The 26,754-nt window shown below is 70.6% G+C and carries 28 protein-coding genes, 1 other RNA gene and 1 pseudogene; 18 read left to right on the forward strand and 12 right to left on the reverse strand.

All coding sequences use genetic code 11. The features are described from left to right. From VLF18_RS06005 to VLF18_RS06020, 4 genes are all read left to right on the forward strand, one after another. The coding region (locus tag VLF18_RS06005) for a 6,7-dimethyl-8-ribityllumazine synthase (RefSeq protein WP_325278710.1) at window positions 1-275 on the forward strand (275 nt) is incomplete at its 5' end. Then, entirely contained in the window at window positions 272-727 is a 456-nt protein-coding gene (nusB, locus tag VLF18_RS06010) for a transcription antitermination factor NusB (RefSeq protein WP_325278711.1), read from the forward strand. The genes VLF18_RS06005 and nusB, both read left to right, overlap by 4 nt. 61 nt (window positions 728-788) lie before the next feature. Next, window positions 789-1,763: a thiamine-phosphate kinase gene (gene thiL / locus VLF18_RS06015; protein ID WP_325278712.1), complete on the forward strand. Its 975-nt coding sequence runs from the start codon at window positions 789-791 to the stop codon at window positions 1,761-1,763. Further along, window positions 1,760-2,245 (forward strand): phosphatidylglycerophosphatase A, encoded by a 486-nt coding sequence (locus tag VLF18_RS06020; RefSeq protein WP_325278713.1) that lies wholly within the window; start codon window positions 1,760-1,762, stop codon window positions 2,243-2,245. The genes thiL and VLF18_RS06020 overlap by 4 nt, the downstream gene beginning before the upstream one ends. On the opposite strand, the gene pilO is transcribed toward VLF18_RS06020, so the two are convergent. Genes pilO through VLF18_RS06055 form a run of 7 tightly spaced genes read right to left on the reverse strand, consistent with a single transcriptional unit; the run spans window position 2,239 to window position 7,877 of the window. Next, window positions 2,239-2,802 (reverse strand): type 4a pilus biogenesis protein PilO, encoded by a 564-nt coding sequence (gene pilO / locus VLF18_RS06025; protein ID WP_325278714.1) that lies wholly within the window; start codon window positions 2,800-2,802, stop codon window positions 2,239-2,241. The genes VLF18_RS06020 and pilO overlap by 7 nt on opposite strands. Beyond that, window positions 2,799-3,299 carry a hypothetical protein gene (locus tag VLF18_RS06030; protein ID WP_325278715.1) on the reverse strand — a complete coding sequence of 167 codons (501 nt, stop codon included), beginning with the start codon at window positions 3,297-3,299 and terminating at the stop codon, window positions 2,799-2,801. The genes pilO and VLF18_RS06030 overlap by 4 nt, the downstream gene beginning before the upstream one ends. An 8-nt stretch (window positions 3,300-3,307) precedes the next feature. Then, complete coding sequence (locus VLF18_RS06035; protein ID WP_325278716.1) at window positions 3,308-3,733, reverse strand: DUF4019 domain-containing protein; 426 nt, start codon at window positions 3,731-3,733, stop codon at window positions 3,308-3,310. Window positions 3,734-3,743: 10 nt separating this feature from the next. Next, the gene (locus VLF18_RS06040) at window positions 3,744-5,120 is read right to left on the reverse strand and encodes an FAD-binding oxidoreductase (protein ID WP_325278717.1); all 1,377 of its coding nucleotides are present in this window, start codon (window positions 5,118-5,120) and stop codon (window positions 3,744-3,746) included. A 3-nt stretch (window positions 5,121-5,123) separates the two neighbouring features. Next, window positions 5,124-5,735, reverse strand: a complete 612-nt coding sequence (locus VLF18_RS06045) for a BON domain-containing protein (RefSeq protein WP_325278718.1) — start codon at window positions 5,733-5,735, stop codon at window positions 5,124-5,126. Between the two features lie 10 nt (window positions 5,736-5,745). Further along, window positions 5,746-6,102 carry a YraN family protein gene (locus tag VLF18_RS06050; protein WP_325278719.1) on the reverse strand — a complete coding sequence of 119 codons (357 nt, stop codon included), beginning with the start codon at window positions 6,100-6,102 and terminating at the stop codon, window positions 5,746-5,748. Continuing rightward, a complete protein-coding gene (locus VLF18_RS06055; RefSeq protein WP_325278720.1) occupies window positions 6,102-7,877 on the reverse strand; it encodes a penicillin-binding protein activator in 1,776 nt (591 codons plus the stop codon). The genes VLF18_RS06050 and VLF18_RS06055 overlap by 1 nt, the downstream gene beginning before the upstream one ends. An 83-nt stretch (window positions 7,878-7,960) precedes the next feature. Here VLF18_RS06055 and rsmI point away from each other — a divergent pair, with 83 nt between their 5' ends. The 4 genes and pseudogenes from rsmI (at window position 7,961) to VLF18_RS06075 (ending at window position 10,147) form a co-directional block, all read left to right on the forward strand. Beyond that, window positions 7,961-8,791 carry a 16S rRNA (cytidine(1402)-2'-O)-methyltransferase gene (rsmI, locus tag VLF18_RS06060; protein WP_325278721.1) on the forward strand — a complete coding sequence of 277 codons (831 nt, stop codon included), beginning with the start codon at window positions 7,961-7,963 and terminating at the stop codon, window positions 8,789-8,791. 80 nt (window positions 8,792-8,871) lie between these two features. Then, window positions 8,872-9,238, forward strand: an RNA gene (gene rnpB / locus VLF18_RS06065) — RNase P RNA component class A. Between the two features lie 195 nt (window positions 9,239-9,433). Beyond that, a pseudogene (locus VLF18_RS06070) lies at window positions 9,434-9,724 on the forward strand (serine hydrolase); the annotation flags it as partial. A gap of 81 nt (window positions 9,725-9,805) precedes the next feature. After that, a complete protein-coding gene (locus VLF18_RS06075) occupies window positions 9,806-10,147 on the forward strand; it encodes a LytTR family DNA-binding domain-containing protein (protein ID WP_325278761.1) in 342 nt (113 codons plus the stop codon). Here the strand turns inward: VLF18_RS06075 and VLF18_RS06080 are convergent. Further along, on the reverse strand, window positions 10,101-10,790 hold the full coding sequence (locus VLF18_RS06080) for a glutathione S-transferase N-terminal domain-containing protein (RefSeq protein ID WP_325278722.1): 690 nt from the start codon (window positions 10,788-10,790) through the stop codon (window positions 10,101-10,103). The two genes, VLF18_RS06075 and VLF18_RS06080, sit on opposite strands and share 47 nt — an antisense overlap. A gap of 78 nt (window positions 10,791-10,868) precedes the next feature. Between VLF18_RS06080 and VLF18_RS06085 the strand changes: the two genes are divergently transcribed. From VLF18_RS06085 to VLF18_RS06100, 4 genes are all read left to right on the forward strand, one after another. Next, window positions 10,869-12,311, forward strand: coding sequence for a PLP-dependent aminotransferase family protein (locus VLF18_RS06085; protein WP_325278723.1), 1,443 nt, complete (start codon window positions 10,869-10,871; stop codon window positions 12,309-12,311). 78 nt (window positions 12,312-12,389) lie between these two features. After that, on the forward strand, window positions 12,390-12,821 hold the full coding sequence (locus VLF18_RS06090) for a hypothetical protein (protein ID WP_325278724.1): 432 nt from the start codon (window positions 12,390-12,392) through the stop codon (window positions 12,819-12,821). Continuing rightward, window positions 12,818-14,656: a sulfatase-like hydrolase/transferase gene (locus tag VLF18_RS06095; protein WP_325278725.1), complete on the forward strand. Its 1,839-nt coding sequence runs from the start codon at window positions 12,818-12,820 to the stop codon at window positions 14,654-14,656. The genes VLF18_RS06090 and VLF18_RS06095 overlap by 4 nt, the downstream gene beginning before the upstream one ends. A gap of 97 nt (window positions 14,657-14,753) precedes the next feature. Beyond that, window positions 14,754-15,527, forward strand: a complete 774-nt coding sequence (locus VLF18_RS06100) for a hypothetical protein (RefSeq protein ID WP_325278726.1) — start codon at window positions 14,754-14,756, stop codon at window positions 15,525-15,527. Between the two features lie 55 nt (window positions 15,528-15,582). Here VLF18_RS06100 and VLF18_RS06105 read toward each other — a convergent pair whose 3' ends face one another. The 4 genes from VLF18_RS06105 to VLF18_RS06120 are packed head-to-tail and all read right to left on the reverse strand — an operon-like array spanning window position 15,583 to window position 20,598. Then, window positions 15,583-17,706, reverse strand: coding sequence for a sulfatase-like hydrolase/transferase (locus VLF18_RS06105; RefSeq protein ID WP_325278727.1), 2,124 nt, complete (start codon window positions 17,704-17,706; stop codon window positions 15,583-15,585). Next, entirely contained in the window at window positions 17,703-18,473 is a 771-nt protein-coding gene (locus VLF18_RS06110; protein ID WP_325278728.1) for a hypothetical protein, read from the reverse strand. Before VLF18_RS06110 ends, VLF18_RS06105 begins: the two co-directional genes overlap by 4 nt. Then, the gene (locus VLF18_RS06115) at window positions 18,470-20,377 is read right to left on the reverse strand and encodes an alkaline phosphatase family protein (protein ID WP_325278729.1); all 1,908 of its coding nucleotides are present in this window, start codon (window positions 20,375-20,377) and stop codon (window positions 18,470-18,472) included. Before VLF18_RS06115 ends, VLF18_RS06110 begins: the two co-directional genes overlap by 4 nt. Further along, window positions 20,374-20,598, reverse strand: coding sequence for a hypothetical protein (locus tag VLF18_RS06120; RefSeq protein WP_325278730.1), 225 nt, complete (start codon window positions 20,596-20,598; stop codon window positions 20,374-20,376). The genes VLF18_RS06115 and VLF18_RS06120 overlap by 4 nt, the downstream gene beginning before the upstream one ends. A gap of 109 nt (window positions 20,599-20,707) precedes the next feature. Between VLF18_RS06120 and VLF18_RS06125 the strand changes: the two genes are divergently transcribed. The 6 genes from VLF18_RS06125 (at window position 20,708) to VLF18_RS06150 (ending at window position 26,628) form a co-directional block, all read left to right on the forward strand. Continuing rightward, the gene (locus VLF18_RS06125) at window positions 20,708-21,832 is read left to right on the forward strand and encodes a sulfotransferase (RefSeq protein ID WP_325278731.1); all 1,125 of its coding nucleotides are present in this window, start codon (window positions 20,708-20,710) and stop codon (window positions 21,830-21,832) included. Between the two features lie 76 nt (window positions 21,833-21,908). Then, window positions 21,909-22,184 carry a formaldehyde-responsive transcriptional repressor FrmR gene (frmR, locus tag VLF18_RS06130; RefSeq protein WP_325278732.1) on the forward strand — a complete coding sequence of 92 codons (276 nt, stop codon included), beginning with the start codon at window positions 21,909-21,911 and terminating at the stop codon, window positions 22,182-22,184. A 60-nt stretch (window positions 22,185-22,244) separates the two neighbouring features. Further along, entirely contained in the window at window positions 22,245-23,354 is a 1,110-nt protein-coding gene (locus VLF18_RS06135; RefSeq protein WP_325278733.1) for an S-(hydroxymethyl)glutathione dehydrogenase/class III alcohol dehydrogenase, read from the forward strand. A 10-nt stretch (window positions 23,355-23,364) separates the two neighbouring features. Beyond that, a complete protein-coding gene (gene fghA, locus VLF18_RS06140) occupies window positions 23,365-24,192 on the forward strand; it encodes an S-formylglutathione hydrolase (protein WP_325278734.1) in 828 nt (275 codons plus the stop codon). A 39-nt stretch (window positions 24,193-24,231) separates the two neighbouring features. Further along, window positions 24,232-25,248, forward strand: coding sequence for a 2-dehydropantoate 2-reductase (locus VLF18_RS06145; protein ID WP_325278735.1), 1,017 nt, complete (start codon window positions 24,232-24,234; stop codon window positions 25,246-25,248). A gap of 12 nt (window positions 25,249-25,260) precedes the next feature. Further along, window positions 25,261-26,628, forward strand: a complete 1,368-nt coding sequence (locus tag VLF18_RS06150; RefSeq protein ID WP_325278736.1) for a M1 family aminopeptidase — start codon at window positions 25,261-25,263, stop codon at window positions 26,626-26,628. Window positions 26,629-26,754 lie beyond the last annotated feature (126 nt).

A 26,754-nucleotide genomic window follows, 5' to 3' on the forward strand; every position in this document is an offset into this window, starting at 1 on the left:
GTGCGCGACTCGCGCGCGCTGGCGGACACGCCGCGATCATCGCGCTCGGCTGCGTCGTGCGCGGCGACACGCGCCACTACGAGCACGTTGCCGACGGCTGTTCCGAAGGACTCATGCGGACCGCGCTCGACTACCGCCTCCCCGTGCTCAACGGCGTGCTCGCGGTCGAGCGCCATGAAGACGCCGCCGCGCGCGCCGGCGGCGCGCACGGCAACAAGGGCGAGGAAATCGCGCTGGCCGCGCTGGAAATGATCGATTTGTGGAGAAAGCTGTGACGAACTCGCGACGCCCCGAAGGTGTGGATCTGGCCGCCCGCTCGCGCGCCCGGCGCCGTGCGCTGCAGGCGCTGTACGCCTGGCAGTTGTCCGGCAGCGCGATCGGCAGCGTGATCGACCAGTTCCGCCACGAGCAGGACATGGAAGTCGCCGACATCGAATATTTCGAAGACCTCGTGCGCGGCGTCGAGCGCCATTGCGACGAACTGGATGCGGGACTGCTGCCGTTCCTCGGCCGCGAGGTCGTCCAGGTCGATCCGATCGAGCGTGCGGCGCTGCGCCTGGGCGCCTACGAATTGAAATACCGCATCGACGTGCCGTATCGCGTCGTCATCAACGAAGCGATCGAGACGACGAAACGGTTCGGCGCCGATCACGGACACACCTACGTCAACGGCGTGCTCGACAAGCTCGCCGGCGAGTGGCGCAAGGCCGAGTACCGCGGCCGCTGACGTGAGAGCCGCGGCCGCTGCGCGTTACGGCGTCCGGGCGCGCGGAGCGAGCCGCTGAGCCATGGGCGAGTTCGCGCTGATCGAGGAAGTCCGTCGCCGCTGCGCGATCGCGCGCGACGACGTGGCGCTCGGCATCGGCGACGACGCGGCGCTGCTGCAGCCGCGCGACGGCGAGGAACTCGCCGTGTCGATGGACACGCTGGTTGCCGGCGTGCATTTTCCGCCGGGCACTGCGCCGTTCGATATCGGCTGGAAGGCGCTCGCAGTCAATCTTTCCGATCTCGCCGCGATGGGGGCCGAACCTGCGTGGGCAATGCTCGCGCTGACCCTGCCGTCGATCGATGCCGACTGGCTCGCCGGGTTCTGCGACGGTTTCGGCGCGCTCGCGCGTGAGCACCGCGTCGCGCTCGTCGGCGGCGACACGACGCGCGGTCCGCTCGCGATCACGGTCACGGTGCACGGCTTCGTGCCGCGCGGCGCTGCGCTGCGCCGCGACGGCGCTCGCGCCGGCGACCGCATTTTTGTTAGCGGACATCCCGGCGATGCTGCGGCCGGACTGGCCTGTGTCCTCGGCGCGACGCTGCCGCGCGCGCCGTCCGGCGACGACCGCGAATACCTGCTGCAGCGCCTGAACCGGCCCGTGCCGCGCGTCTCGCTCGGTCTCGCGTTGCGCGGCATCGCGGGCGCCGCGATCGACGTGTCCGACGGCCTGAGCCAGGATCTCGGCCACATTGGCGCGCGCAGCGGGCTTGGCGCGATCCTGCGCGCCGACCGTCTTCCCGTGTCGGCGCCGCTCGCGCGCGTCGGCGACGTGGAGCAGCTGCTGCGCTGGCAGCTCGCCGGCGGCGACGACTACGAGCTGTGCTGCGCGGTACCGCCGGAACGGATCGCGCAGGCACGCGCCGCAGCCGATCGCTGCGGCATTGCCTTCACCGAGATCGGCACGTTCGACCACGGCAGCGGCGTTCGCGTCGTCGCGGCGGACGGCAGCGAGATCGCCGCCCCGCGCGGCGGCTGGGAGCATTTCGCCGCATGAGCCTGAGTGCCGCACAGCGCCGCACGATCCTCGGTCATCCGGCCGGCTGGATCGCGAGCGGCTTCGGCGCGGGGCTGAGCCCGCTCGCGCCGGGCACGGTCGGTTCCGCGGTCGCGCTGTTGCCGTATCTATGGCTGCGAGAGCTGCCGCCGGGCATCTACCTCGGCGTCGTGCTCGCCGTGTTCGTGCTCGGCGCCTGGGCGTCCCGCGTTCTCGTCGCGCGGCTGCGGCTCGAGGATCCGGGCTGCATCGTCGTGGACGAATTCGTCGGCCAGTGGCTCGCGCTCGCGCTGGCGCCGCCGGGCTGGCTCTGGATCGTCGTGGGATTCTTGCTTTTTAGACTTTTCGACATCTGGAAGCCCTGGCCGGTTTCCTGGACCGACCGCAACGTCGGCGGTGGACTTGGCGTCATGCTCGACGACGCGCTGGCCGGGCTGATGGCCGGCGCCGCGCTCGCGGCACTGGCACGGGCCGTTCAATAGCGGCGCGCGTCGTCCTCGAGATACCGGTAGTAGTCGACCGCGACGGCCGCGACCAGCGCGTTCGCGTCGTGGGGGGCCACGGTCACGCGCAGTTCGGCGACGCGCTGGATCGGCACGATCTGCTCGTAGTCGCGGAAGAACGCCTGCAGCGCGGCCGTCCTGCCGCGCAGCTCGAAGCGGTGGCGCTGGCTCGCATAGAACTCGCGGCCGACTTCGGCGTCGCGCGCGATCGCGCCGAGCGTCAGTCCGTGGCGCTCGGCGAGCGCCTTCAACCCGGCGTCGATTTCCGCGGCCACGAACTGCGCGGGCAGGCGCTGCTCGTACAACGCGAGGTCCTTGCGCACGGCGGCGACATCCTGCGCGTAGGCGTCGGGATTCGCGGCCTGCTGCCGCTTGGCGTCGATGGCATCGTCGAGCCACATCGTCGCGGCCTCGCCGCGCTCGACCTGATCGAGTGCGGCTGCCAGCTGCCACGCTCCGAGCACGGCACCGGCGATCAGGCCGAACGCGACGGCAAAGCGGCGTGCGCCCTGCGGCGAACCCGTCTCGGCGTTCACGGCGTCACCGTTGCGGGCAGGCTCGCGAGACGCGCGGGATCGATGCGGGCGTCGAGTGTCACGGTGCTTCCGGCGAGCTCGGCGACGGTGCCGGAAAAGCCGGCGCGATCGAAGCGCTCGAGCATCTGCGCCATCGCGACGTCGTTGGCGTTGCCGAGCCGCAGCCTGACGCGCTGCGGTTCGACCTCGAGCGAAACGATGCGCGTACCGGCCGGCAATTGAGACGTCAGTCCGAGCGCCGGCTCCAGGCCGGCCTGCGGACGGCCGAGCACATCGACGATCGTCTTGCGCGCGAGCATGCGGCCGCGCAGCTGATCGATGCTGCCGATCGGCGCGAGCACGGCGTCGAGCTGCGCGAGGCGCCGTTCGAGGGCTTCGGCCTCGGTCGCGAGCACGGCCTCGCGGTAGCGGAAGTAGACGGTCGCGGCGAACAGCGGCAGGAACGCGGCGAGGAACGCGAGCAGCGCGAGCACCAATGCGGAGCGGGGCCTTTTCACGGGCGACGTCATCGCAGCGGCTCCGGCGTCGTGGAGGTGCTGCAGGGTGCGCCCCGGTCGGGCGCCGGCGGGCCGATGCGATAGGCGAGCACGGCGGCAGCGTCGGCCGACAGCGTGACTTTCTCGCCGACGCGATGCCCGTCGTCGAACTCGCTGGCGAACAGCGCGAAGACGCGCGGCGGATCGCCGGACCTCTCGACCGCGATGAGCTTACGGCAGACCACCTTTCCGTCGCTGCGGCGTTCGCGGCGGATGCGCTCGGACCACGCGGCACGATCGGTGCCGCTGCGCAGCGCCGGCGCGGCTTGGTCCCAGGCCTCGGTATAGCGTGCCGCATCGACGAGGTCGAGCCAGGCAGTCGCCCGTGCGGCCTCGTCGCCGGCATTCGCCGCGGCGCCGAAACTCAATACGAGCATCGCGATCGTCCCTCGCATCGTCGACCTCCTAGTCGGGCAGCAGCTTGCCCGGGTTGAGTATGCCATCGGGGTCGAACTGGGCCTTGATACGGCGCATGAGTTCGAGCGTGACCGGATCGAGGGCGCGCGGCAGGAATTCGCGCTTGACGAGGCCGATGCCGTGCTCGCCCGACAGCGTGCCGTCGAGCGCGAGCACGAGATCGAACACCGCCGCGAGGCAGCCGGGCGCGGCAGCGGCCTGCGCCGGATCTTCGGGCCGGTACAAAAGATTGACGTGGATGTTGCCGTTGCCGGCATGCCCGAAGTTGACAATGGGAATGGCGTACTTTTCCGAAATCGCGCGCAGCCCGGTGATGAGTTCCGGCAGGCGGCTGACCGGAACGACGACGTCTTCATTGATCTTCATCGGCGCGATCGCGCGCAGCGCCGGCGAAAGCGCCTTGCGCGCGGCCCAGAGCTGATCGACCTCGGTCGCGTCGTTGGCCGCACGCCATTCGACGAGTCCCTCGCCGCGCGCCGCCGCCGCGACGGCCTCGACCGCGGACGGCAGATAGTCGACGTCGCCGTCGACCTCGATCAGCAGCATCGCACCGGCCTCGGGTACGGCGTCGCCGCCATGCCGGCGCGCGAGCCGCAGCGCCGCGTTGTCGAGGAATTCGAGCGCGCAGGGCGTGACCGGCTGGGCCATGATCCGCGACACCGCGGCCGCGGCGGTCGCGATGTCGGCATAGGTCGCTCGCAGCACGCGCCTGGCTGCCGGCAGCGGCGTGAGTTTCAGCGTCGCCTGCGTGATCAGCGCGAGCGTGCCCTCGGCACCGATCAGCAGCCGCGTAAGGTCGTAGCCGGTCGCGCCCTTGCTCGTGTAGTAGCCGGCGCGGAAGGCTTCGCCGGTGCCCGCGACGGCCTGCAGGCCCAGCGTGTTCTCGCGCGGCGCGCCGTATTTCACGGTGCGCGGCCCGGCCGAGTTGCAGGCGAGATTGCCGCCGACGCTGCAATAGGCGCTCGAGGTCGGATCGGGCGGCCAGAAGAAGCCGAACGGCTTGAGCGCGGCCTGCAGATCGCCGTTGAGCACGCCGGGCTCGACGACGGCATAGCGGTTCGCCGCGTCGATGCGCAGGATGCGGTTCATGCGTTCGAACGACGCGACGACGCCGCCGGCCACCGGCACGGTCGCGCCGGTCGTGTTCGTGCCGCGGCCGCGCGCGATCAGCGGCGTGCGTGCTGCGCGGCAGGCCTGCACGAGAGCGACGACCTGCTCGTGCGCGGTCGGAAACACGACTGCGTCGGGCAGGGCCTGGCGGCGCGAATTGTCGTAGCCGTAGACCAGGCATTCGCCCGGATCGACGCTCATCGCGCCGGGGAAGATCGCCGCGAGCGTTTCGCGCAGGGTCGCCGCGAGCGCCATGGATCAGTCCTGGTATTCGAGCACGCGGACGACCTTCTCGACGCCGGCGACGTTGCGCGCGATCTCGGTGACGCGGTCGGCTTCCTCGTGCGAGAGCAGGCCCATGAGGTACACGGTGCGATGCACCGTCGTCACGTTGACGCGCGTCGGGTCGAAGCCGGGCATGTCGACGATGTCGAGCAGCGCGGTCTTCACGTGCGCGGTGATCGTGTTGTCGCGACGCTGAGACAGGAAACCCTCGGGCTCGCGGACTTCGATCTCGTTGACGAGCCGGCGCACGCCTTCGTAGCCGGACACGCGCTGCTCGGCGCGATGCTTGAGTTCCTCGGTGCGCACTTCGCCGGCCAGCAGCATCACGCCGTTGTAGACGACGATCGACACGTTGTTCTTGAGCGCGAGCTCCTTGTCCTTGTTGAAGTTGTCGTAGGCCGAGGCCTGGATGTTGCGGTCGCTGATGACCGTGGTCCAGCTGCGCCGGTCGTGGCCGACGCCGGCAGCGGTGCCGCCGACGACGGCCGCGACGCAGCCCGACAGCAGCGCGGCGAGCGCGGCCAGCGCGATCGCGCGCAGCGGCATGCGCAGAAGGTTCGGTCCGGAGCGAAGGTTCGGTCTCATGCAGTCCTCTTCAGTGGGCGTCAAAGGCGGCGCGTTCCCAGGTGCAGGTCGGATTGTCGACACCGCCCCTGAACGCGACGCTGTCGAAACGGCATGTCGCCTGCGCGTAGCACGGGTGCGCGGCGAGGAACATGTCGGCCGCGCGCACGAGGCGGCGACGCTTGGCCGGCGTGATGGATTCGAGCCCGTCGGCCACGGCGTCGTCGTTGCGATAGCGCACCTCGACGAACACCAATGCGGTGCCGTCGCGCATGACGAGGTCGAGCTCGCCGTAGCGGCAATGCCAGTTGCGCGCGACGAGGCGCAGTCCGGCCCGTTCGAGTTCGGCCTGCGCCGCCTGTTCCCAGATGGCGCCGACCGCGCGCATCAGGGCATCCGGCCGTCGCCGAGCGTCAGTCCGGACACGGGACGCGCGACGCCGTTCTCGAACCGCGCCCAGGTGAGCAGGCGGTGGACGCGGCCGAACGTGTCGGACGCGAGCTGTCCGGTCGCGCCGGGCAGATAGCTGTCGGGATGCGTGCCGAGCCAGTCCATGTAAGGCATCAGCGCATAGGCGTCGAGGCCGAGCGCGAACAGGCGCGCGCCGCTGCCGCGGGCCGAATCGATGCCGCGCACGATCTGGTCGCGCGGCGGCAGCCCCGCGCTCGCGTCGAACAGCCACGGCGCATCGCAGAACTCGAGGCCGTCGAGGTCGCGGTCGAGGCCCGCATTGAGCGAGCCCGAGTAGACGTGCGAACTCGCGAGCACCGGCACCGTGACGCCGGCCAGCTTGAGCTGCGGCACGAGCAGGCGCGCCTGCTGCGGGCGCATGCTGATGAAGACCGCCGCGTTGGACGCGGTCGCGAACGCGCCGACGGCCTGGCGGATCACGCCGGAATAATTGACTTCGCCTTCCTTGATCCGCGATTCGCCGACGACCGCGCCGCCGAGACTCTCGAACTGCGCGCGGAACGCGAGCGCGGCGCGCTCGGCCCAGTCGTCGGTCGCCGCGATGACGGCGGCTTCCCGGATGCCGAGCGACGCCATGCGTTCGGCCGCCTGCGCGCCCTCGGTGTCGGGCAGCAGGCCGAAGGCGACGCTGCCCGGCGGCGGCGTCGCGCCGCTGTCGGCCTGGTTCAGCGCGAGCACCGGCACGCGCAGATCGCCCTGTTCGAACAGCAGCCCGACGGCTTCGCGCGTCAGCGGGCCGACGACGCGGTCGGCGCCGTCCTCGACCGCGCGGCGATAGGCGGCGAGCGCGTCTTCGGCGCTTTGTCCACTATCGTAGATTTTTACTTCACCACGCTGCGGATCGGCGTTGCGGTCGTTGAACCAGGCCGCGAAGAAGCCGTCGCGGATCGCGGCGGCCGCGTTTTTGAGCGCGCCGCTGGACGGCAGCAGCAGCGCGACGCGGCGCGACGCGCGGTAGCCCTCGCGCGACCAGCCGTCGCTGCCGTCCTGCTGCAGCGTGCCGACCGGCCGGCTCGGCCGCTGCAGCGCGAGCGGCAGCATCTGGCCCTGCTTGCGCAGTGCGCGTTCGATCCAGGGGCGCAGCAGGTCGTTCGGCGGAAGCTCGGCGCCGCGCTGCTTGAGCGTCGCCGCATCGAGCGCGGCCAGCGTGTCGACGATTTCGCGACGGTTGCCTTCGCGGTCGGCACCGGCGAGCGAGCGGTCGAGCACCGCACGCGTGCGTGCCGCCGCGAACCGGTCGCCGGTGGCCTGCTGCGCGCGCGCGGTCAGTTCGAGGCGGCGCAGCACGAGCGCCGGCGGCAGCGCCGCATCCGGCAGCGCGAGCAGCGCGAGCGCTTCCTCGGGCTGTTCGCGGTTCAGCGCGAACTCGGCGCTGAGCAGGTCGTAGCGATAGGCGTCCTCGCCGGTCAGGCGCTTGCGGCGGACGTCGGACAGCACCTCGGCAGCCGCGGCGGTGTCGCCTTCCTCGCGCAGCGCCTCGGCGGCGCGCAGGCGGTAGTGGCCGCGCGCGCCCGAGTCCGATTTCGCGAGTTCGAGATAGGCGTTCGCGGCAGCGCGGAATTCGCCGCGTTCGTAGAGCTCGTCGGCGGCTGCGGTCTGCGCGCCGCGCGTGGGTGCGGTATCCATGGTTGCGCAGCCGCCGAGCAGCGACATCAGCAGGCAGAGCAGAACACCACGCAGTTTCACAGGCATGACCGCATCCGTAACGCCGGGTAATGCTGCGATGATAGCGGATAGTGACCGCGCGCCCGCGGGCGCGCGGCGGAGGAACGGGAATGACGGAACAGCGGGCCGGAAGGCTCTGGGTGGTTGCGACGCCGATCGGCAATCTGGACGACCTCGGCGCGCGCGCGCAGGAAACGCTCAAGCGCGTCGCGCTGATCGCGGCCGAGGACACGCGCCACAGCGCGCCGCTGCTCGCGCGCTACGGCATCTCGACGCGGCTCGTCGCGCTGCACGAGCACAACGAGCGCGACGAGGCCGAACGTCTCGTCGCGCGCATGCGCGACGGCGCCGAGATCGCGCTGATTTCCGATGCGGGAACGCCGCTCGTCAGCGATCCGGGCTTTCGCCTCGTGCGTGCGGCGCGCGCCGCCGGCATCGCCGTATCGCCGGTGCCCGGCGCCTGCGCCGCGATCGCCGCACTGTCGGTCGCCGGGCTGCCGAGCGACCGTTTCGTGTTCGAGGGATTCCTGCCGTCCAAGGCATCCGCGCGGCGCGATCGCCTGGCCGAACTCGCCGCCGAAACGCGCACGCTGGTGTTCTACGAATCGAGCCACCGCGTACGCGACTGCCTCGATGACATGGTCGCCGCGTTCGGCGCGACGCGCCCGGCCGTGCTCGCGCGCGAACTGACGAAACTGTTCGAGACTGTCCTCGACGGCGACCTCGCGACGCTCGTCGCGCGCGTCGCCGCCGACCCGAACCAGGAGCGCGGCGAGTTCGTGCTGCTGGTCGGCGGCCGGCCCGACGACGAGGACGCGCGCCTGGCCGAAGGCCGCCGCGTGTTCGCGCTGCTGCGCGACGAACTGCCGCCGGCACGCGCGGCCAAGCTCGCCGCGGCGATCACGGGGGCGGCGCGCAAGGCGCTGTATGTGAGCGAGTAACGAGTATCGGCGCCGCGGCTCGTGCTCATTTCTCGCTCCTCTTCACTCGTTTCTGCTCTCAAGCCGCTACAATCCGCCGCGGAGTCGGCCAGACAGTCGCGGCGCAGCAATGCGGCGAGGAAAGTCCGGGCTCCATAGGGCAAGGTGCCAGGTAACGCCTGGGCGGCGCGAGCCGACGGCCAGTGCAACAGAAAGCAAACCGCCGAACGCTGCCGGCAACGGCAGGCGTGGTAAGGGTGAAACGGTGCGGTAAGAGCGCACCGCCTGCGGGGCCAACGCCGCAGGGCACGGTAAACCCCACCTGGAGCAAGACCGAATAGGGGAACCATGACGCGGCCCGCGTCGTTCCCGGGTTGGTCGCTCGAGCCTGACGGCGACGTCAGGCCTAGAGGAATGACTGTCGTCCCGCAAGGGATACAGGACCCGGCTTATCGGCCGACTCCACACACGCGCAGACGTGGCGGGAGAGTGGTGAAAGACGCGGCGGCACGCGCGCGGTTTTCACCACTTTCCTCCGCGTCCTGCGCGTTTTTCATTGCGCCGCACGCTTGCGATCGCTTCGCGCCGCCGAATCGCGGTTTCATCGCCGTCCCGAGGTGTTTCGTCGCAAACCGCAGCGCTTGACGGTGCGCCGCTGCGGCGGTCATCGACAGCGGTGTGAAGCGCGCGTTCGTCTGCGCCGGCGGCGGAGCGCCGCGCATCGACGCGCACGGCACCTTCGAGCCCGGCTCGATCGCGAGGACCATGAACGCGGCGCTGCTCGCGCAGTTCGTCCTCGACGGCCAAGTGTCGCCGGACACGCGGCTCGCCGCGCTGCTGCCGTCGCCGGCCATCGTGCCGCAGCTCGACGGACAGTCCATCGTGCTGCGCAACGTCGTGACGCATCGCTCGGGTCTACCCGCGCTGCCGCGGCACCGGCCGGACCTCGGGCGCCTGCTCGACGAACTCGCGCGGCGAACCGCGCCGCCGGCCGAGGCGCGCCTCCGCTGGATCACCGCGGCGATCGGCGATCAGGTGCGCCTGATCGCGCTCGACGATGTCATCTATTTTCAGGTCGACGACAAATGTGTCCGCGTCGCCACGGCCGGCGACGATGCGCCGATCCGCATGCCGCTCAAGGAATTGCTGGCCGGGCTCGACCCGGACGCGTTCCGGCAGGTGCATCGCGGCATCGTCGTGCGCGTCGCGGCGATCGACCGTCTGCGCCGCGACGAATTCGGCAAGGGCTGGCTCAGTCTCAGCTCCGGCCGGAGCGTCTGCCGGCCAGCACCGGATTCCAGCGCCGGTTTCGCGGCATGTGATTGCCGGCTCAGCGCGGCGCGTTGCCGAACAGTACGGCGCGCTCGTCGTCGCTGATCGTGCGCGCCGGCGCATAGGCGGCCGCGACGCCGGCATAGGCGCGCTGCGTCGCCGGCCGCACGCGGATCGCCTCGAACCAACGCTGCAGATGCGGAAACCCGGCGAGATCCTGCGCATGCGCCGCGTGCGGCACGATCCACGGATAGCAGGCCATGTCGGCGATGCTGTACTCGCCGGCGATGAATTCGCGATCGGCGAGCCGGCGGTCGAGCACGCCGTAGAGTCGCGCGGTCTCGCGCGTGTAGCGGTCGATCGCGTAAGGCACGGGCTCGGGCGCGTAGACGCGGAAGTGACCGTTCTGTCCAGCCATCGGGCCGAGCCCGCCGACCTGCCAGAACAGCCACTGCATGACCTCGAAGCGCCGGCGCGGATCCTGCGGCAGGAACCGGCCCGATTTCTCGGCGAGGTACTGCAGCAGCGCGCCGGATTCGAACAGCCGCACCGGCTCGCCGCCGTCGGCGGGGGCGTGGTCGATCAGCGCGGGAATGCGGTTGTTCGGCGAGAACGCGAGGAACTCCGGGCGAAATTGCTCGCCCTTGCCGATGTCGACCGGCACGATGCGGTGTTCGAGCCCGGTTTCCTCGAGCATCAGGCGCGGCTTCAGTCCGTTCGGCGTTCCCCAGTAATACAGCTCGATCATGGTGCGCTCCGCGTAGGCGAGGGGCGCCAGCTTAGGTAGCGATCTGGCATGCTGGAAGCGCCAGCATCGGAAACATTCATGGATCCAGTTCTTGCGTTTGCGCTGCAGCTGTCGCCGCGCGGCTCGCGTACCTTGCTGCGTGCGCTGCATGCGCAGCTGCGCGCGGCGATTCTCGACGGCCGCCTGCGGCCCGGCCAGCGCCTGCCATCCTCGCGCGCGCTCGCACAGGCCTACGGCATCTCGCGCAACACGGCGGTCGCGGCCTACGACCTGCTGCTCAGCGAAGGCTATCTGCGTGCGCGGCGCGCGAGCGGCGTGCACGTCGCCGAGCTGCCGGCCGCGGCCGCGCCGTCCGGCGCGACGCGGCCCGCCGCACTGGCACGCCGGCATCTGTCGCCGCAGGCGCGCGACGCGCAGGAGACCGACGCGGTTGCGAGCGGCGGCGTGTTCCGCCTCGGCGTGCCCGAGCTCGACGGCCTTCCGTTCGAGATCTGGCGCCGGCTCGGTGCGCGCGCGCTGCGCCAGTTCGCGCGCACGAGCGCCGACTACGCGCCGGCGCAGGGTCGGGAGGTGCTGCGTCAGGCGATCGCCCAGCATGTCGCGTTCGCGCGCGCCGTGGCCTGCCGCGCCGACGATGTCGTCGTGACCTCGGGCGCGCAGCAGGCGTTCGATCTGCTCGCGCGCACGCTGGTCACGCCCGGCCGCACGCGCGTCGCGGTCGAAGAGCCCGGCTATCCGCCGCTGCGCGCGGCGTTCGCCGCAGCCGGTGCGCAGCTCGTGCCGGTGTGTGTCGACGCCGAAGGGCTGTGCGTCGCCGCGCTGCCGCCCGACGTGCGCGTGATCTGCGTAACGCCGTCGCACCAGTTCCCGCTGGGCTGCGCCATGTCGGCCGCGCGGCGCGCCGAATTGCTGGGTTTCGCGCGCCGCCGCGACGCGGTCGTGATCGAGGACGACTACGACGGCGAGTTCCGCTACGCCGACCGGCCCCTCGACGCGCTGCAGACGCTCGACGGCGGCGAGCGCGTGTTCTACGTCGGCACGTTTTCCAAGAGCCTGTTTCCGGGCCTGCGCATCGGCTATGTCGTCGCACCGGCCTGGGCGCGCGCCGCGCTCGTCGCGGCGCGGCGCACGGCCGATTCGCACGGCGACGTGCTGGCGCAGGACACGCTCGCGGCGTTCATCGCCGAAGGCCATCTCGCGCGTCACGTGCGGCGCATGCAGGCCGTCTATGCGCAGCGCCGCGATGCCGTGCTGCACGGCGTGCAGCGGCATTTCTCCGGCGTGCTCGAACCCTTGCCGTCGCTGGCGGGCCTGCATCTGGCGTTCGCCTCCCTGCCGGAAGCGCCGCTGCCGTCCTGGTTGACGCGCGTCGAACCCGGACCCGGCGGCGTCGCCACCTTGCGCCGGTTCCGCACGTCGCGGGGCGGTCGCGCCGGTCTCGTGCTCGGCCTCGGCGCGGCCGAGCTGGTGGCGGTGGGACCGGCGCTGGCCAGTCTGCGGCAGGCCTGGACCGCCGGCTGAGCGCGGTCGCCTGCGACGGAATTGCCGCCGACCAGCCGTGCCGGATACGCTGCCGTTTCCCTTGGGAGGATTGCGACGATGATGATGCGGACGGCGAAGATCGGACTGATGGTGGCGATGGTGCTGTCGGGTGTGGCCGAGGCCGCTTGCGACAATCCGGTGCAGGGCAAGAACGGCGAGAAGCCGAATCATCGGGTGCATTGGTCCACGCGCAGCGAGGTACTGAGCCAGGGTTTCGACGTATTCCGCTCCGAGCGCGCCGACGGCGGCTTCGAGAAGCTCAACGAGAAGCCGATCCCGTCGGCGCGCGTCTCGGTGAAGACGAAGGACTACGAGTACAAGGACTTCGCGATCGATCCGTGCAAGACCTACTACTACTACGTCGAGGCGATCGCCGAGAGCGGCTATCGCATGAAGCTCAGCGAGCCCCAGGCGGCCGGCCCCGGCGCGAAGCCGCCCGCCGCCGCGCAGAAGGAAAGCGAAGCCAAGAGCGCCGGCAAGGCCAAGTGAGCGGCGCGGCTTTCCTGCGCCTGGCCGTGTTGGCGACGGCTGCCGGCGTCGCCGGCTGCCGGCACGCCGAGCCGTTGATCGACGTTGCGCCGGGCAGCGCGCGCGGCGCCAATGTCGTACTGATCACGCTGGACACGGTCCGAGCCGATTACCTGGGCTGCTACGGTCGCGCGCCTTCGGTCACGCCGAATCTCGACCGTCTCTGCGCCCAGGGGCTGCGCTTCGCGAATGCCGTCACGCCCGCGCCGCTGACGTTGCCGGCGCATGCGACCCTGCTGACCGGCCTGACGCCGCCGCATCACGGCATGCGCTACAACGCCGAGTTTCCGTCGGCCCCGCAGAACAGGACCCTGGCCGAGGACCTGCACGAAGCCGGCTATTTCACCGCGGCGACGGTGTCGGCCTTCGTGCTCGACCGCCGTTTCGGCCTCGCGCGCGGTTTCGACGTCTACGACGACAGTGTCGCGCAGGCGCCGCTGCATCCCGGTCAGGTGCTGCGCAACGAGCGCGATGCCGAGGCGGTCACCGATGCGGCGCTGTCCGTGCTGGCGAACCGCGACGTGACCAAGCCGGTCTTCCTCTGGGTGCACTACTACGACGCTCATGCGCCCTACGCACCGCGCGTACCACCGGTGCAGACCGACGATGCGTCGCGCTATGCGGCGGAGATCGGCCAGATCGATACGGCGGTGGGCCGCCTGCTGGCGGCGCCGGCGCTGGCGCCCGAGCGCACCGTCGTCGTCGTCGCGGCCGATCACGGCGAAGGTCTGGGCGATCATGCCGAACGCACCCACGGTCTGTTTCTCTACGACACGACGACCCACATTCCGCTGCTGCTGCGCCTGCCGCCGCGGCTGGCGCAGCCACGGGCGGGCCACATCGTCACCGGGCTTGTAGGGCTCGTCGATCTGCGGGCGAGCCTGCTCAGCCTCCTCGGGCTGACCCACGCGCCCGACGACGGCATCGACTGGTTCAGCCGCAAGCGCGGTCCGCAGGAGGGCGTCTACCAGGAGGCCTCGCTGCCGTATTTCGACTACGGCTTCGCGCCGCTCTACAGCTGGCGTGGCCGGAGCGAGCGTTTCGTCGAGGCGGCGACGCCGGAGTATTACGACCTGGCCGCCGATCCGGCCGAGAAGACCAACCGCTTCGCTGAGCTCAGCGGCAAGCAGGGCAATCCCGCCGACCGCGCGCGCCAGCGTCTCGACGCATTGCGCCTGGGCGTTCCGAGCATCGTGCAGGCCGCCGCACGCATGGAGCAGGCCAGCCCCGACGTCACCGCGCGATTGCGCTCGCTCGGCTATATCGGCGCGGCCCCGGCCGGCGAAGAAGGCGAGCTGCCGGATCCGAAGTCGCAGATCGAGGTCGTGAACCTGCATGAGGATGCGGCCGCGCTGATCGAGAGCGGCAACGCCGCCGGCGGCCTCGTCCTGCTGGAGCGTGCCCGCGCGTTGTCGCCGCGCAACGAAAGCGTGCTGCGGCTGACCGCCAAGGCTCAGCTCGCACTGCAGCGGATCGACGATGCCGAGGCCACCCTGCGCGTCCAGCTCGAACTGAGGCCCAACGCCGACAGCCTGCTGCTGCTGGCGCAGATCCTGGTTCTGCGCGGCGAGTTCGAGCTTGCCGAAACGCTGCTGCAGCAGGCCGAGGCGCTGGAGCCGCGGCATGGCGGCATCGCCGTGGCACGGGGCGACATCGCCTTGCGCGAAGGAGACCCCGCGGCCGCACGGCAGCGCTACGAAGAGGCGCTGCGCCTGGACCCCAGCCGCGTGGGGCCGATAGCCCGGCAGCGGCTGCGCGGTCTCGGAGAAGCCGGGAAGCCGTCGGCGTTGCATTGACCCCATGCTTTAGCGTAGGGTGAAATTTCTGGGGTGTTGTCAAGGTTGGTCCGTCACGGTTTTTTTCTCGGCTATCGCGCTTCGTGGGAGGAGTACGATGAAGTTCAATCGCTTGGCTTTGGGATTGGGAATTGTCTGTTTTGCTGGTTTCTGCACGGTCGCTTCCGCGCAGACACCCGGTTGGGAGCAGTATCGCAGCCAGGTTCGCGTCAAGCGGGCGCTGGCCGACTCGATGACGCCGGAGCAGTACGCCGCTCATGTCGACCGCATGGCGCAGCTGATGGCGGCGCAGGCCGCCGGTACGCAGGGGCCGACGCCGAACGTGATTCGTGCACCGGGCGATACCTGCGTTGCAGCGACGCCGGAAATCAGTGCTCTGCCGTACAACTCGACCGGTTCGACTGTGAGCCTCGTCGATAATTTCGACCTGCCGGCGGATACGACCAATCCGACCTGCGCGGCCGGCACGTCGTGCACGGGCGCGGGCCCGGCCGGCTCGCTGCCGTTCGGCGCGATCTATACCGGTACCGGCACGGGTCCGGACCAGGCGTTCTCCATCCGTACCGACGCCAACTGCGCGTTGACGATCGGCATGACGCCGACCGGTGGACAGGACCTCGCGCTGATGCTGTATCAGAACCAGTGCTCCAGCGCGTTGGCCGACTGCGGCTGCGTCGCGGACACGGGCGTCGCCAATGGTCTCGAGACGATCACGCTGAATGCGGTTGCCGGCACGCAGTATTTCGTCGTCATCGACGGCTATTCCGCAGGTGCCACGCCGCCGGGACCGTCGGGCCCGTTCAACCTGCAGATCACGGGTACGGGATGCAACCTGACGCCGGTGCAGCTGCAGAGCTTCGGCATCGACTGAGCACCGCCGTCTGACGTGTCGCAACGAAAAAAACCCGGCGAAAGCCGGGTTTTTTTCATGGCGGCGGAGCGTCGAGCAGCCCGGCCAGCTCGGCGGATGCCGCAACCGTATCGCGCAGCTGCGGTTTCGCCGCGAGGGCGTGCCGCAGATGGCCGGCCGCGCGCGGTCTGTCTTCCCCGGCCCAGGCGACGGCCAGCGCGAGATGCGCCTCGGCATAGGAATCCTGACCCGGCCGGGCACGTCCCAGCCACTGCTCGGCGCCGGCGCGGTCGCCTTCGCCGGCGAGTTGCAGCGCGAGCAGCGCGGCCAGCGGGAAGGCGTCGCCCTGCAGCTGGGCCTGTTGCCGCAGCGTCGCGATCGCCGCGCCGCGGCGGCCGCCGCGCAGTTGCGCCTGGGCCAGGTTCTCGAGCAGGTTGGCTGCGCCCGGAGACAGCGCGACGGCCTGTTCGAGCGCCGAGATCGCCGCGTCGGTCCGGCCGTCGAACAGGAGTGCAGCGCCAAGGTTGGACCAAGCGGCGGCGCGTTTGGGCTGGCGCCGCGTGACTTCGGCCCAGGCGTCGGCCGCCGCGGCGAAGCGGCGCGCGCGCAATAGCGCCTCGGCCAGCTGATAGCGGGTCTCGGGGTTCTCCGGATCGAGTTCCACCGCGCGATCCAGGCTCAGCAGGCCGCCCTCGACGTCGCGCTTGGCCATGAGCAGCGCGCCCAGACGCAGCCAGGCCACGCGATTGTCGGGATGGTCGAGCACGAGTTCGCGCAGGCGTCGTTCCGCTTCGGGCCAGTGCGCGCCGTCGAGCGCCTGCTGCGCCTGCAGCACGGCAGCATGTTCCGCGAGCCGGTCGCGCGGATCGACATCGTTGCGCCAGCGCGCCGGCGTGTCGGGCGAGCCGGCGCTGAGATAACCCAGGCTGCGCAGGCGAGCGGTCGCTTCGGCCGACGGTGCGTCGGGCTGTGCGGCCGACCGCGCCGGCTGCGGCAGGCTGGCGAGCAGGCTTTCCAGGCGCGCGTCCCGCGTCGCTGCGGCCGCGTCGTTGCGCGGCGTGGTTTCGTGCGGATCGGCCGACAGGTCGAACACTTCGCCGCGCACACCCTGGATGCGTTTCCAGTCGCCTTCGCGCAACGCCTGGAGCGGCGCCCAGCCGTAGGTATAGGCGCCGAAATAGCTCTCGCTGTAGGCCGGCTGCGCCGCGGGCGCGCTGGCGGTGTGCAGCGCCGGCAACAGGTCGATGCCGTCCAGCCCCGCCGGTACCGGCGCACCGGCCAGCGCGAGCACGGTAGGCGCGATGTCGGCAGTGCGCACGGGCACCGACTGCCGCTGCGCGGGCACGCGCCCGGGCGCGCTGACGATCAGCGGTACGCGCATGGTCGACTGGTACAGCAGCAGGCCATGGTCGTATTCGCCGTGCTCGCCAAGTCCTTCGCCGTGGTCGGAAGTCAGCACCACGACGGCGTCGGGATAGCGCCGGCGCACGTCTCGCACCAGCTCGCCCACCCAATGGTCGGTGTAGGCGACCTCGGCGAGATAGGCACCGTTCTCGCCGGTCTGGCGGAACGCCTCCGGAGCGGCATAGGGCGTATGCGGGTCGTACAGATGCACCCAGGCGAACCAGTCCGGCGTCTGGCGCTGGTTTATCCAGGCCAGTGCGGCGCGGACGGTGTCTTCCGCGCGCCGTTCGCGCAGCGCAAACGGGTTGTTGCCCGCGGCGGCCGCGAAATTGTCGTCGTAGTGGTCGAAACCGTGGTCGAAGCCGAACTGGCGATGCAGCGGGAAGCCGCTGACGAAGCCGCCGCCGGCATAGCCGCAGGCGCCGAGCCACGCAGCCAGGCCGGGCGGGTCGGTGCCGAGCACCTGTCCGTTGTCGCGAATGCCGTGGCGGTTCGGGTACAGGCCGGTAAGGATAGTTGCGTGGCTCGGACCGGTGAGCGGCGCGGCCGAGACCGCCTGTTCGAACAGCGCGCCTTCGCGGGCCAGTGCATCGATCCGCGGGGTGGCGACGCGGCTGCCGAGCGCCGACAGGGCGTCGGCACGCAAGGTATCCACCGTGATCAGCAGCACCGGAACACTGCCGCAGTCCGGCGCGGTTTCGCGTCGCGACACGAGCAGGCCGAGCCCCAGCGCGAGCGTGGCGACGATGCCGGCAGCGGCGAAATAGCGGCGACGATGACGCGATGTCGGGCTCATAGCACCTTCCAGCGCCACTTGCAGATCAGCGACGCGGCGATTGTCGCGGTCAGGAACAGCGCTTCCCAGCCGCTGAGCCAGGCCGGCAGTCCCGGCAGGAAGCGCCGCGGCGGCAGTTCGGCGGTAAGCATCTGCACCGGCTGGTCCGCCGCCAGCGTCGAGTAGCTGGCCGACAGCCAGTCCCAGGCGCTCGGCCTGACGCTGACGTTCCGCGTCGTGTGGCTGATCCGCAGCCACTCGCGGCCGTCGGCGGCGATCAGGCGGACTTGATCGCCGTCGCCGGGCCAGGGCAGCAGGACGGCACCATCGGCGTCGGGCACGAGATGGCCCGGCTCCCAGTGCGGCGCGTGGCCCGCGGCCGGCGGAGGTTCCAGGCGCACGCGCACCGGCGTACCGGCGGCCGGTGGCAGACTGTCGAAGCGCAGCGCCATGCCGGTCCACAGCAGGATCACCGGCAGGCCGGCCAGCAGTGACGGCAGCAAGACCAGCCCGAGCTGGCCGAAGGCCAGGCGGAACTGGCGCCCGACGAGCGGCCAGAGGCCGTCCAGCGGGCCGTCGTAATCGGCCAGCATGCGTTGCGCGTGGCGCAGTTCGGGCCTGAGCGCGGCCAGACGCTGCTGCGGCGACAGGAAGCGGTAGATCGCCATGCCGGCGACGCCGGCCAGCGCGCCCCAGAGCAGCACGCGCAGCGCCGCCGGCAGCAGTGCGGCCAGCGGCTCGTCGACGATGGCCAGCAGCCGCGCCGGCAGGTCGAGCAGGCCGGTCACGGCGCGGCAGCCGGCTGTGCGGCGATCAGCGCGGCGACATCGGCGATGCCGGAGACGGGCTGCGCCGGCGTGAACGACGTGAACAGCACACCTGGCACGGCCTGCGGTGCGATGCAATGGTCGCCGCTCCAGAACTGGCGGTTGTCCTCGATCAGGCTGGCCGGTATCGCGCCCAGCGAGGTCTGCCAGGAGGCGCGATAGCCCGGCGCATAGCCGACCTGCAGGTCCGGCGCGGTATCGCGCTGCGCCGCGGAGTAGATCGCGGCGGCGTCGGACACCTCGAGCACGACCGCGGCCTGGTCGGCCGGATCGCGCAGTGCGGCCAGCGCGGCAGCGAGTTCCTGCTTGAGCCCGGCCGCGTCGGCGTCGGCGACGATGCCCTGGGGCTCGCGCCCGCGGCGATTCACGTAGATGCCGTTGAGGCCGAGCGCGTAGGCGCGCGTCTTCGACCAGTCGACCGAGGCGAACAGCGGCGCGGCGGGATCGGCGCCAGACCTGAGCGTCATGTAGCCCTTTTCGACCAGCCAGCGATTCAGATGCACGGCGCGCCGGAACGCGGCAAAGCCATGGTCCGAAAGCACGATCAGGCGGTCGCCGGGGCCGAGCCGGCGCACGGTTTCGCCGAGCACCCGGTCGGCCTCGCGGTAGATGTTCGGGATTGCCGCGCGTGCGGTCTCGCTGCTGGCCGCGTGCAGCGGATGCGCCGGGTCGAGGCCGCGCCAGAACATGTGGCTGACCCGGTCGGTCTGCACGAACACCTTCACGACCAGTTCGCTGTCGCGACGATCCAGCGCATCGTAGAGCATGGCCTCGCCCTCGCGCAGGGTCGTGGCCACCATGTCCAGCCAGGCCTGTTCGCCGAGGTGACCCTGATTCAGCGCCCAGGTTTCTTCGGGCATGCCCAGGGTGTGGTAGGTGCCGATGCGCCGCTCCAGCTCGGCCGCAAAGTCCGGCGGCGAGGAAATCGGCAGGGCCGGATCGGCCGGGTCCGCCTGGATCGGCGCGAGGTAGAGCAGCGGCCGCGGAAAGCCTTCGACGAGATAGGCGCGCGTCATGCCCTTCACCGAACCAAGCAGGCCGGCGCTGTAGCGCAGCCGTATCCAGTCCGACCACCGGCCCGCGGCCAGCGGCATGGTGGTCGCGCCCAGCGTGAGCTGCGCGCCGTCGCCGCTCGCGGTCAACAGCAGCGGCACCTGCAGCGCCGCGTTGCTGCTGCTCCAGGGATCGGGCGGGCCGTCGAGATGGGTCTTTACCGCGCCGTCTTCGCCGATCGGCACGGTCAGCACACGACCGCCGTTCTCGGCGTTCGGCAGCGGACGCGTGGCGACCAGCGTATAGGTGCCCTGCGTGCCGAGCAGGTCGGGCACGCCCATGCCGGCGATCATCCGGTTCACCGGGTCGGGGGGATACGTCACAGGCACGCGCAGTACGGTCGCCCGGTCGCCCCGGGCTTCGGCAGCGAGCCACAGCGGCTGGCCGTGACGCCGGTTGCGCAACTGCGGGTCGCCCAGGGCCAGTTTCATGCCGAGCAGCTCGACCGGCTCGGGTGCCGCAAACTCGGCGATGCTGAAGTCCGGCTCGTAGCTGCCCGGCTTGCGGCGCAGGAAATCGAAAATGCCGTGCTCGCCGGGATCGGTGCCGGTCGCGAAACTGGCCCAGGCCACCGGCGACTGCGGCGGATTGCTCGTCGCGAGGCGCTGGTAGTGGCCGCGTTCGCGCAGCGCGGCAAAGTGCGGCAGGCTGCCGTCGGCCATCCAGCGTTCGGTCAGTGCCGGGTCCAGTCCGTCGAAGCCGACGACGATGGTGCGCTGGGTGGCCGGTGCGCGTGGCGGCCCGTCGCCGCCGCAGCCGGCGAGCAGGCAGAGCGCGGCGAGTAAGGCGGCGCCCGGACCAGCTCTGCTCATGCGTCGCGTTCGGAAGTCGTCGGCGTCCGTGGTCCGCGCCGGCGCAGGCGCCGCAGCGCCCAGCGCACCGGCCAGATCAGCACGGCCGCGAGACTCAGCGCGACGCCGATGACGATGGCCCAGAGCGAACCGAAAAAGCTCACGCCCGCGCCGGGGCCTATGTAGGCCTGTGCCGCGCAGGCGGTGAGCAGCAGCACGAAAAACACGAGACCGCGCATCATTCCCTCTTCCCGAGACGAGTCAGGCGGCCGAGTCTAGCAGGGCGCCAAGGCCGCGGATTCGCCGCCGTCGGGTGTTTCCGTCGGCGGCGCTCTACACTCGGCGGCCGCCATGTCGACCAGTGCCTTTCCACCGCCGCCGCCGCCGCTGCAACGCTGGGCCGGAGCCTTCGCCGCGCGCTTCCCGCACGTGCTGCGCGCGCTGGCTCGCATGGAGACCGGCAGCGTCGCCGACGAGATCGCACAGACCCCGCTGGAGCGGCCGGTCTACGTCTGCGGTCTCGCGCGCTCCGGTTCGACCGTGCTGCTGGAAATGCTGGCCGGCCTGCCGGATTTCGTCTCCTGGCGCTACAGCGACTATCCGCTGCAATGGCTGCCCTACTGGTGGAACGCGCTGCGCCGCCGCCTGCCGCTGCCGGCCACGGCGCCGGTCGAGCGCGCCCATCGCGACCGGCTTCTCGTCGGACCGGATAGCCCCGAGGCGTTCGAGGAATGTTTCTGGCAGGCGTTCTTTCCGGCGCGCCACGACGAAGGCGTCGATCAGCGCCTGGACGGCACGCGGCGCGACGCCGCGTTCGACCGTTTCTATCGCGATCAGGTGCGCAAGCTGCTGACCGTGCGCGGCGGCCGGCGCTATCTCTGCAAGGGCAATTACAACGCGCTGCGCCTGGGCTATCTGCACGCACTGTGGCCGGACGCCCGCTTTCTGGTCGCAGCGCGCGCGCCGCAGGCGCAGATCGCCTCGCTGATCAAGCAGGATCTCTGGTTCCGGCGCTGGGCCGCCGAAGATCCGCGCATAGGCCGGCAGCTTGCCGAGCGCGGCCATTTCGAGTTCGGCCCGCAAAAACGCGTGCAGCATTGCGGCGATGCCGAAGCGGCGCGGGCGATACGCGCGGCCTGGGACGCCGGCGACGCGGTGACGGCCTATGCGCTGCAATGGCGCGAGGTCTATGGTTCGGTGCTCGACGGCCTCGAGCGCGACGCGGGCCTGCGCCGGGCCTGCCTGCTCGTCCACTACGAATCCCTCTGCGCCGATCCGGCGGCCGGTCTCGCGCGTATCGCCGGCCACGTCGGGCTCGCCGCCGAGCCGGCGGAGCGGCTCGTCTCCGGCTGGCGCGGCCGGCTGACCTTGCCCGACTACTACGACGACGGCTTCATGCCGGCCGATCGCGAGCGCATCGCGGCGATCACGGCCGGCGTCGACGGCCGCCTGCGCGAATTCGCCGCGTCCGCCTGAGCGCAGACGACTCACCGGCGCTGGTAATCGCCAAGGCCAGCAGATACTGTACCCCAGTATCCTACGGACCCGATCGATGCCGCATTCGCCCGCCGAGAAGAAACGCGTGCTCGCCCGCGTCGGCCGCATCCGCGGCCAGATCGACGCGCTGCAGCGCGCGCTCGACCAGGGCGCCGAGTGCGCCGCGGTGCTGCAGCAGATCGCCGCGCTGCGCGGCGCGGTCAACGGCCTCATGGCGCAGGTGCTCGAAAGCCACCTGCGCGAAGAACTCGGCCAGCCGGCGGCATCGGCCAGACTGCGGCAGGAGCGCGTCGACGATGTCGTCTCGCTGGTCCGTTCGTACCTGAAATAGCCATCCCGGGCCGCCGCTGCGGTTCGTCCGTCCATTCGTGCAACCGGAGTAGACCGTCCCATGAAAAGCCGTGCCGCCGTGGCCTTCGAAGCAGGCAAGCCGCTGCAGATCGTCGAGATCGACGTCGCCCCGCCGCGCAAGGGCGAAGTGCTCGTGAAGATCCATGCGACCGGCGTCTGCCACACCGATGCCTTCACGCTGAGCGGCGACGATCCCGAAGGCATCTTCCCGGCGGTGCTCGGGCACGAAGGCGGCGGCGTCGTGGTCGAGGTCGGCGAGGGAGTCACGAGCGTCGCGCCCGGCGATCATGTGATTCCGCTGTACACGGCCGAATGCCGCGAATGCAAATTCTGTAAATCGGGAAAGACCAACCTGTGTCAGGCGGTGCGCGCGACGCAGGGCAAGGGACTCATGCCCGACGGCACGACGCGGTTCTCCTACGAGGGCCGGCCGATCTACCACTACATGGGCTGCAGCACCTTCAGTGAATACACCGTCGTGCCCGAGGTCTCGCTGGCCAAGGTGAATCCGGCGGCGCCGCTGGAAAAGGTCTGTCTGCTCGGCTGCGGCGTCACGACCGGCATCGGCGCCGTGCACAACACGGCGAAGGTCAAGCCCGGCGATAGCGTCGCCGTGTTCGGCCTCGGCGGCATCGGACTCGCGGTGATCCAGGGCGCGGTGCAGGCCAAGGCCGGCCGCATCCTGGCGATCGATACGAATCCCGGCAAGTTCGCGCTCGCGCGCGAGATGGGCGCGACCGACTGCGTCAATCCGAAGGATCACGACAAGCCGATCCAGGACGTCATCGTCGCGCTGACCGACGGCGGCGTGGACTTCAGCTTCGAATGCATCGGCAATGTCGAGGTGATGCGCGCCGCGCTCGAGTGCTGCCACAAGGGCTGGGGCGAGAGCGTCATCATCGGCGTCGCCGGCGCCGGCCAGGAAATCCGCACGCGGCCGTTCCAGCTCGTGACCGGCCGCGTCTGGCGCGGCACGGCCTTCGGCGGCGTCAAGGGCCGCACGCAGTTGCCGGGCATGGTCGAGCAGGCGATGAGCGGCGAGATCCGGCTCGATCCGTTCATCACGCACACCTTGCCGCTGGAGCGCATCAACGAAGCGTTCGACCTGATGCACGAAGGCAAGTCGATCCGCACGGTCATCCACTACTGACGGGGCACCCATGCAGCGAATCGAAGCGCACGCGAGCTGCGGCGGCGTGCAGGAAGTCTGGCAGCACGACGCGTCCGTGCTCGGCTGCGCGATGCGATTCGGCATCTACCTGCCGCCGCAGTCGCGCGAGCGCGCGTGCCCCGTGCTGTACTGGCTCAGCGGCCTGACCTGCACGGAACAGAACTTCATCACGAAGGCGAATGCGCAGCGCTACGCCGCGGAACACGGCATCGTCGTCGTCGCGCCCGACACGAGTCCGCGCGGCGATGCCGTCGCCGACGCCGAGGGCTACGACCTCGGCAAGGGCGCGGGCTTCTACGTCGATGCGACGCAGGCACCGTGGGCCGCGCATTACCGCATGCACGACTACGTCGCGAACGAACTGCCGGCGCTCGTCGAGGCGCGCTTCCCGGTCACGGCGGCACGCGCGATCAGCGGCCACTCGATGGGTGGCCACGGCGCGCTCGTGCTCGCGCTGCGCCATCCGGGCCGCTATCGCAGCGTGTCGGCGTTCTCGCCGATCGTCGCGCCGTCGCAGGTGCCCTGGGGCGAAAAGGCGTTCGCGGCCTATCTCGGCACCAACCGCGCCGCGTGGCGGAACTGGGACGCGTGCGCGCTGGTCGCGACCGCGGCCGAGCGCCTGCCGCTGCTCGTCGATCAGGGCGAGGCCGACGAGTTCCTCGCCACGCAGTTGCGGCCGGAACTGCTGGAGGAGGCCTGCCGCGCCGCCGCGCATCCGCTGCAGTTGCGCCGGCACGCGGGCTACGACCACAGCTATTACTTCATCGCGAGCTTCATCGGCGAACACATGGCGCATCATTCGCGCGCGCTGGTCTGAGCGCCGGACTATCGCGCGGGCATGCGGAACGGAGGCGGCGTGACGAAGATCGCGGTCATGGGAGCGGGCAGCATCGGCTGCTATGTCGGCGGTCGTCTGGCCGCGGCGGGTGCCGCGGTCGTGCTGATCGGGCGCGAACGCCTCGCACGCGAACTCGCCGCGCACGGGCTCACCGTCACCGACTATCGCGGCTATTCGGCGACGCTGGGTTCCGGCCGCTTCACCTACGCGACGACGGCCGCTGCGGCGGCGCACGCCGACCTCGTGCTCGTTACGGTGAAGTCGGCCGGCACCGCCGGCGCGGCGCAGGAACTCGCCGGCACGCTGCGCGACGATGCCGTTGTCGTGAGCCTGCAGAACGGCATCGGCAATGCCGGCACGCTGCGCGCGTCGCTGCCGGCGCAGACGGTGCTCGCCGGCATGGTGCCGTTCAACGTCGTGCAGCGCGGCGACGGCGCGTTTCATCAGGGCACCGAAGGCGAACTCGAGGTCGAGCGTCACGCGCGGCTCGATGCATTCGCACCGGCGTTCGCGCGCGCCGGCCTGCCGCTGGTGCAGCACGACGACCTGCGCCCGGTGCAGTGGGCGAAGCTGCTGCTGAACCTCAACAACCCGATCAACGCGCTGTCGGATCTGCCGCTGAAGACGCAGCTGTCGCAGCGCGCCTACCGGCGCTGCCTTGCGCTCGCGCAGCGCGAAGGGCTGGACGTCCTTGCCGCGGCCGGCATCCGTCCGGCGCAGCTGACGCGCGTGCCGCCGCACTGGATCCCGCGCGTGCTGGCGCTGCCCGATGTCCTGTTCCGCGTGATCGCCGCCGGCATGCTCGCCATCGATCCGCTCGCGCGCTCGTCGATGTGGGAAGACCTTCAGGCGCAGCGCGCGACGGAAGTCGACTGGATCAACGGCGAAATCGTCGCGCTGGCCGAGCGTATCGGCCGCAGCGCGCCGGTGAACGCGAGACTCGTCGCGCTCGTCCATGCAGCCGAGCAGGGCGGTCCGCGGCGCTGGGAAGGCCGCGCGTTGCTGGAGGCGCTGAGCCGTGGCGATCACGCGTAAAGGACCGATCGAATGCGCGATGTCGCCCCCGTGGATTCAGCCGGAAAGCCGATCGGCCAAGGAGGCCGGACAGGCATGGCCGCGGTTGCGCTGGCGATCGCTTCGGCCGCCGCGGGACAGGCGCCGATACCCGCGGCCGGGCCGGGCTTCGATGTCGAGCGTTACCACGTCGTGCTGCATCCGGCGCTCGCGACGACCGCACTTTCCGGATCGGAAACCATCACGTTCCGGAGCACCGCGGATGCGCTGAAGGCACTGACGTTTTCGGCCAGCGCGCTGCAGGTCGGTGCGGCGCGCCTGGATGGCCGGCCGGTCAAGGTGGTCAGCAGCGCCGCCGGCGTGGTGTTCGAACTGCCCCGCGCGCTCGGCAAAGGTGCGACGGCCACGTTGTCGTTCGCGATCAGCGGCGTTCCCGCGCGAGGCGTGACGCTGACGAAGGCCGGGCTCTACACCAGCTATTTCGCCTGCGACTGGATGGTCTGCCTGCAGGACGCGCCCGGCGACAAGGCGCACTTTTCGCTCGACCTGCGGCTTCCGGCCGGTGCGACGTCGCTGGGTGTTGGCCGCGCGCTGCCACTCCAGCGTCTGCGCGACGGCAGCGAGCGTCATCGATGGCGATCCACGCGTCCCTATTCTTCCTATCTGTTCGGGTTCGCCGCGGGACATTTTCCGAGGCGTTCGATTCGGACCGACGCGGGGGAGTTCGTCTATCTGGACGCGACAGGAGAAAACAGGAATCTGAGCGAGGTCTTCGTCCACACGCCTTCCATCGCGCGGTTCCTGGCCGGCAAGGCCGGTATCGCCGTGCCCGATCGCCGCTATGTGCAATTGCTCGTGCCCGGGCGCGAAGCGCAGGAGGCCGCGACGTTTTCTCTGATCGGCGAAGAGGAGCTGGAGCGCGAGCGGCAGGAGCCCGCGACTGCCTGGGTCATCGCGCACGAGATGGCGCATCAGTGGTGGGGAAACCTCGTTACCTGCGAGTCGTGGAGCGATTTCTGGTTGAACGAGGGCATCACGACGTTCATGGGCGCCGCATGGAAGGAGCATGCGTTCGGTCGCGCCGCCTACGAACAGGAACTGGACCGGGCGCGTCAGCGGATCGACAAGGCACGTGCGGCCGGGTTCGACAAGCCGCTTGCCTGGTCGGGCACGTATCCGTCCTTGGGAACGCGCCGCGCGGTGCAGTACAGCAAGGGAGCGCTTTTTCTCGCGCACTTGCGCGAGGATCTGGGAGAAACGATCTTCTGGGACGGCATGCGCGCTTTCGCTCGCCGCCATGCCGGCGGCGTCGTGACGAGCGTCGATTTCCAGCGCGCGATGGAAGCAGCAAGCGGGCGCGACCTGTCCGCGCTGTTCGCGCAATGGGTCTACGGCGACTAGTTGCCGAACCGGATGCCCGAGGGTGCGACCGCAGCGGACGAGGCTGATACGAATGGCGTCGACATAGGCCCGAGCGAAGCCGGCGCCACGGGTTGCGTCGCACGCGGTTATCATCCGCGCTTTGCC

The sequence above is a fragment of the Tahibacter sp. genome, from assembly GCF_035481375.1.
In the GTDB taxonomy this organism is placed as follows: domain Bacteria; phylum Pseudomonadota; class Gammaproteobacteria; order Xanthomonadales; family Rhodanobacteraceae; genus Tahibacter.

Bases quoted from the DNA above. Each gene is read 5' to 3' on its own strand.
- VLF18_RS06135 (WP_325278733.1), top strand. From the start codon at position 22,245: ATGAAAAGCCGTGCCGCCGTGGCCTTCGAAGCAGGCAAGCCGCTGCAG.
- VLF18_RS06050 (WP_325278719.1), bottom strand. From the start codon at position 6,102: ATGCGCGCGGTCGGCGCCATCTGGGAACAGGCGGCGCAGGCCGAACTC.
- thiL (WP_325278712.1), top strand. From the start codon at position 789: ATGGGCGAGTTCGCGCTGATCGAGGAAGTCCGTCGCCGCTGCGCGATC.
- VLF18_RS06090 (WP_325278724.1), top strand. From the start codon at position 12,390: ATGATGATGCGGACGGCGAAGATCGGACTGATGGTGGCGATGGTGCTG.
- VLF18_RS06040 (WP_325278717.1), bottom strand. From the start codon at position 5,120: ATGGCGCTCGCGGCGACCCTGCGCGAAACGCTCGCGGCGATCTTCCCC.
- VLF18_RS06100 (WP_325278726.1), top strand. From the start codon at position 14,754: ATGAAGTTCAATCGCTTGGCTTTGGGATTGGGAATTGTCTGTTTTGCT.
- VLF18_RS06020 (WP_325278713.1), top strand. From the start codon at position 1,760: ATGAGCCTGAGTGCCGCACAGCGCCGCACGATCCTCGGTCATCCGGCC.
- VLF18_RS06120 (WP_325278730.1), bottom strand. From the start codon at position 20,598: ATGATGCGCGGTCTCGTGTTTTTCGTGCTGCTGCTCACCGCCTGCGCG.
- VLF18_RS06105 (WP_325278727.1), bottom strand. From the start codon at position 17,706: ATGAGCCCGACATCGCGTCATCGTCGCCGCTATTTCGCCGCTGCCGGC.
- VLF18_RS06150 (WP_325278736.1), top strand. From the start codon at position 25,261: ATGCGCGATGTCGCCCCCGTGGATTCAGCCGGAAAGCCGATCGGCCAA.
- VLF18_RS06080 (WP_325278722.1), bottom strand. From the start codon at position 10,790: ATGATCGAGCTGTATTACTGGGGAACGCCGAACGGACTGAAGCCGCGC.
- VLF18_RS06045 (WP_325278718.1), bottom strand. From the start codon at position 5,735: ATGAGACCGAACCTTCGCTCCGGACCGAACCTTCTGCGCATGCCGCTG.
- VLF18_RS06055 (WP_325278720.1), bottom strand. From the start codon at position 7,877: ATGCCTGTGAAACTGCGTGGTGTTCTGCTCTGCCTGCTGATGTCGCTG.
- fghA (WP_325278734.1), top strand. From the start codon at position 23,365: ATGCAGCGAATCGAAGCGCACGCGAGCTGCGGCGGCGTGCAGGAAGTC.
- VLF18_RS06115 (WP_325278729.1), bottom strand. From the start codon at position 20,377: ATGAGCAGAGCTGGTCCGGGCGCCGCCTTACTCGCCGCGCTCTGCCTG.
- VLF18_RS06035 (WP_325278716.1), bottom strand. From the start codon at position 3,733: ATGCGAGGGACGATCGCGATGCTCGTATTGAGTTTCGGCGCCGCGGCG.
- rsmI (WP_325278721.1), top strand. From the start codon at position 7,961: ATGACGGAACAGCGGGCCGGAAGGCTCTGGGTGGTTGCGACGCCGATC.
- frmR (WP_325278732.1), top strand. From the start codon at position 21,909: ATGCCGCATTCGCCCGCCGAGAAGAAACGCGTGCTCGCCCGCGTCGGC.
- VLF18_RS06085 (WP_325278723.1), top strand. From the start codon at position 10,869: ATGGATCCAGTTCTTGCGTTTGCGCTGCAGCTGTCGCCGCGCGGCTCG.
- VLF18_RS06125 (WP_325278731.1), top strand. From the start codon at position 20,708: ATGTCGACCAGTGCCTTTCCACCGCCGCCGCCGCCGCTGCAACGCTGG.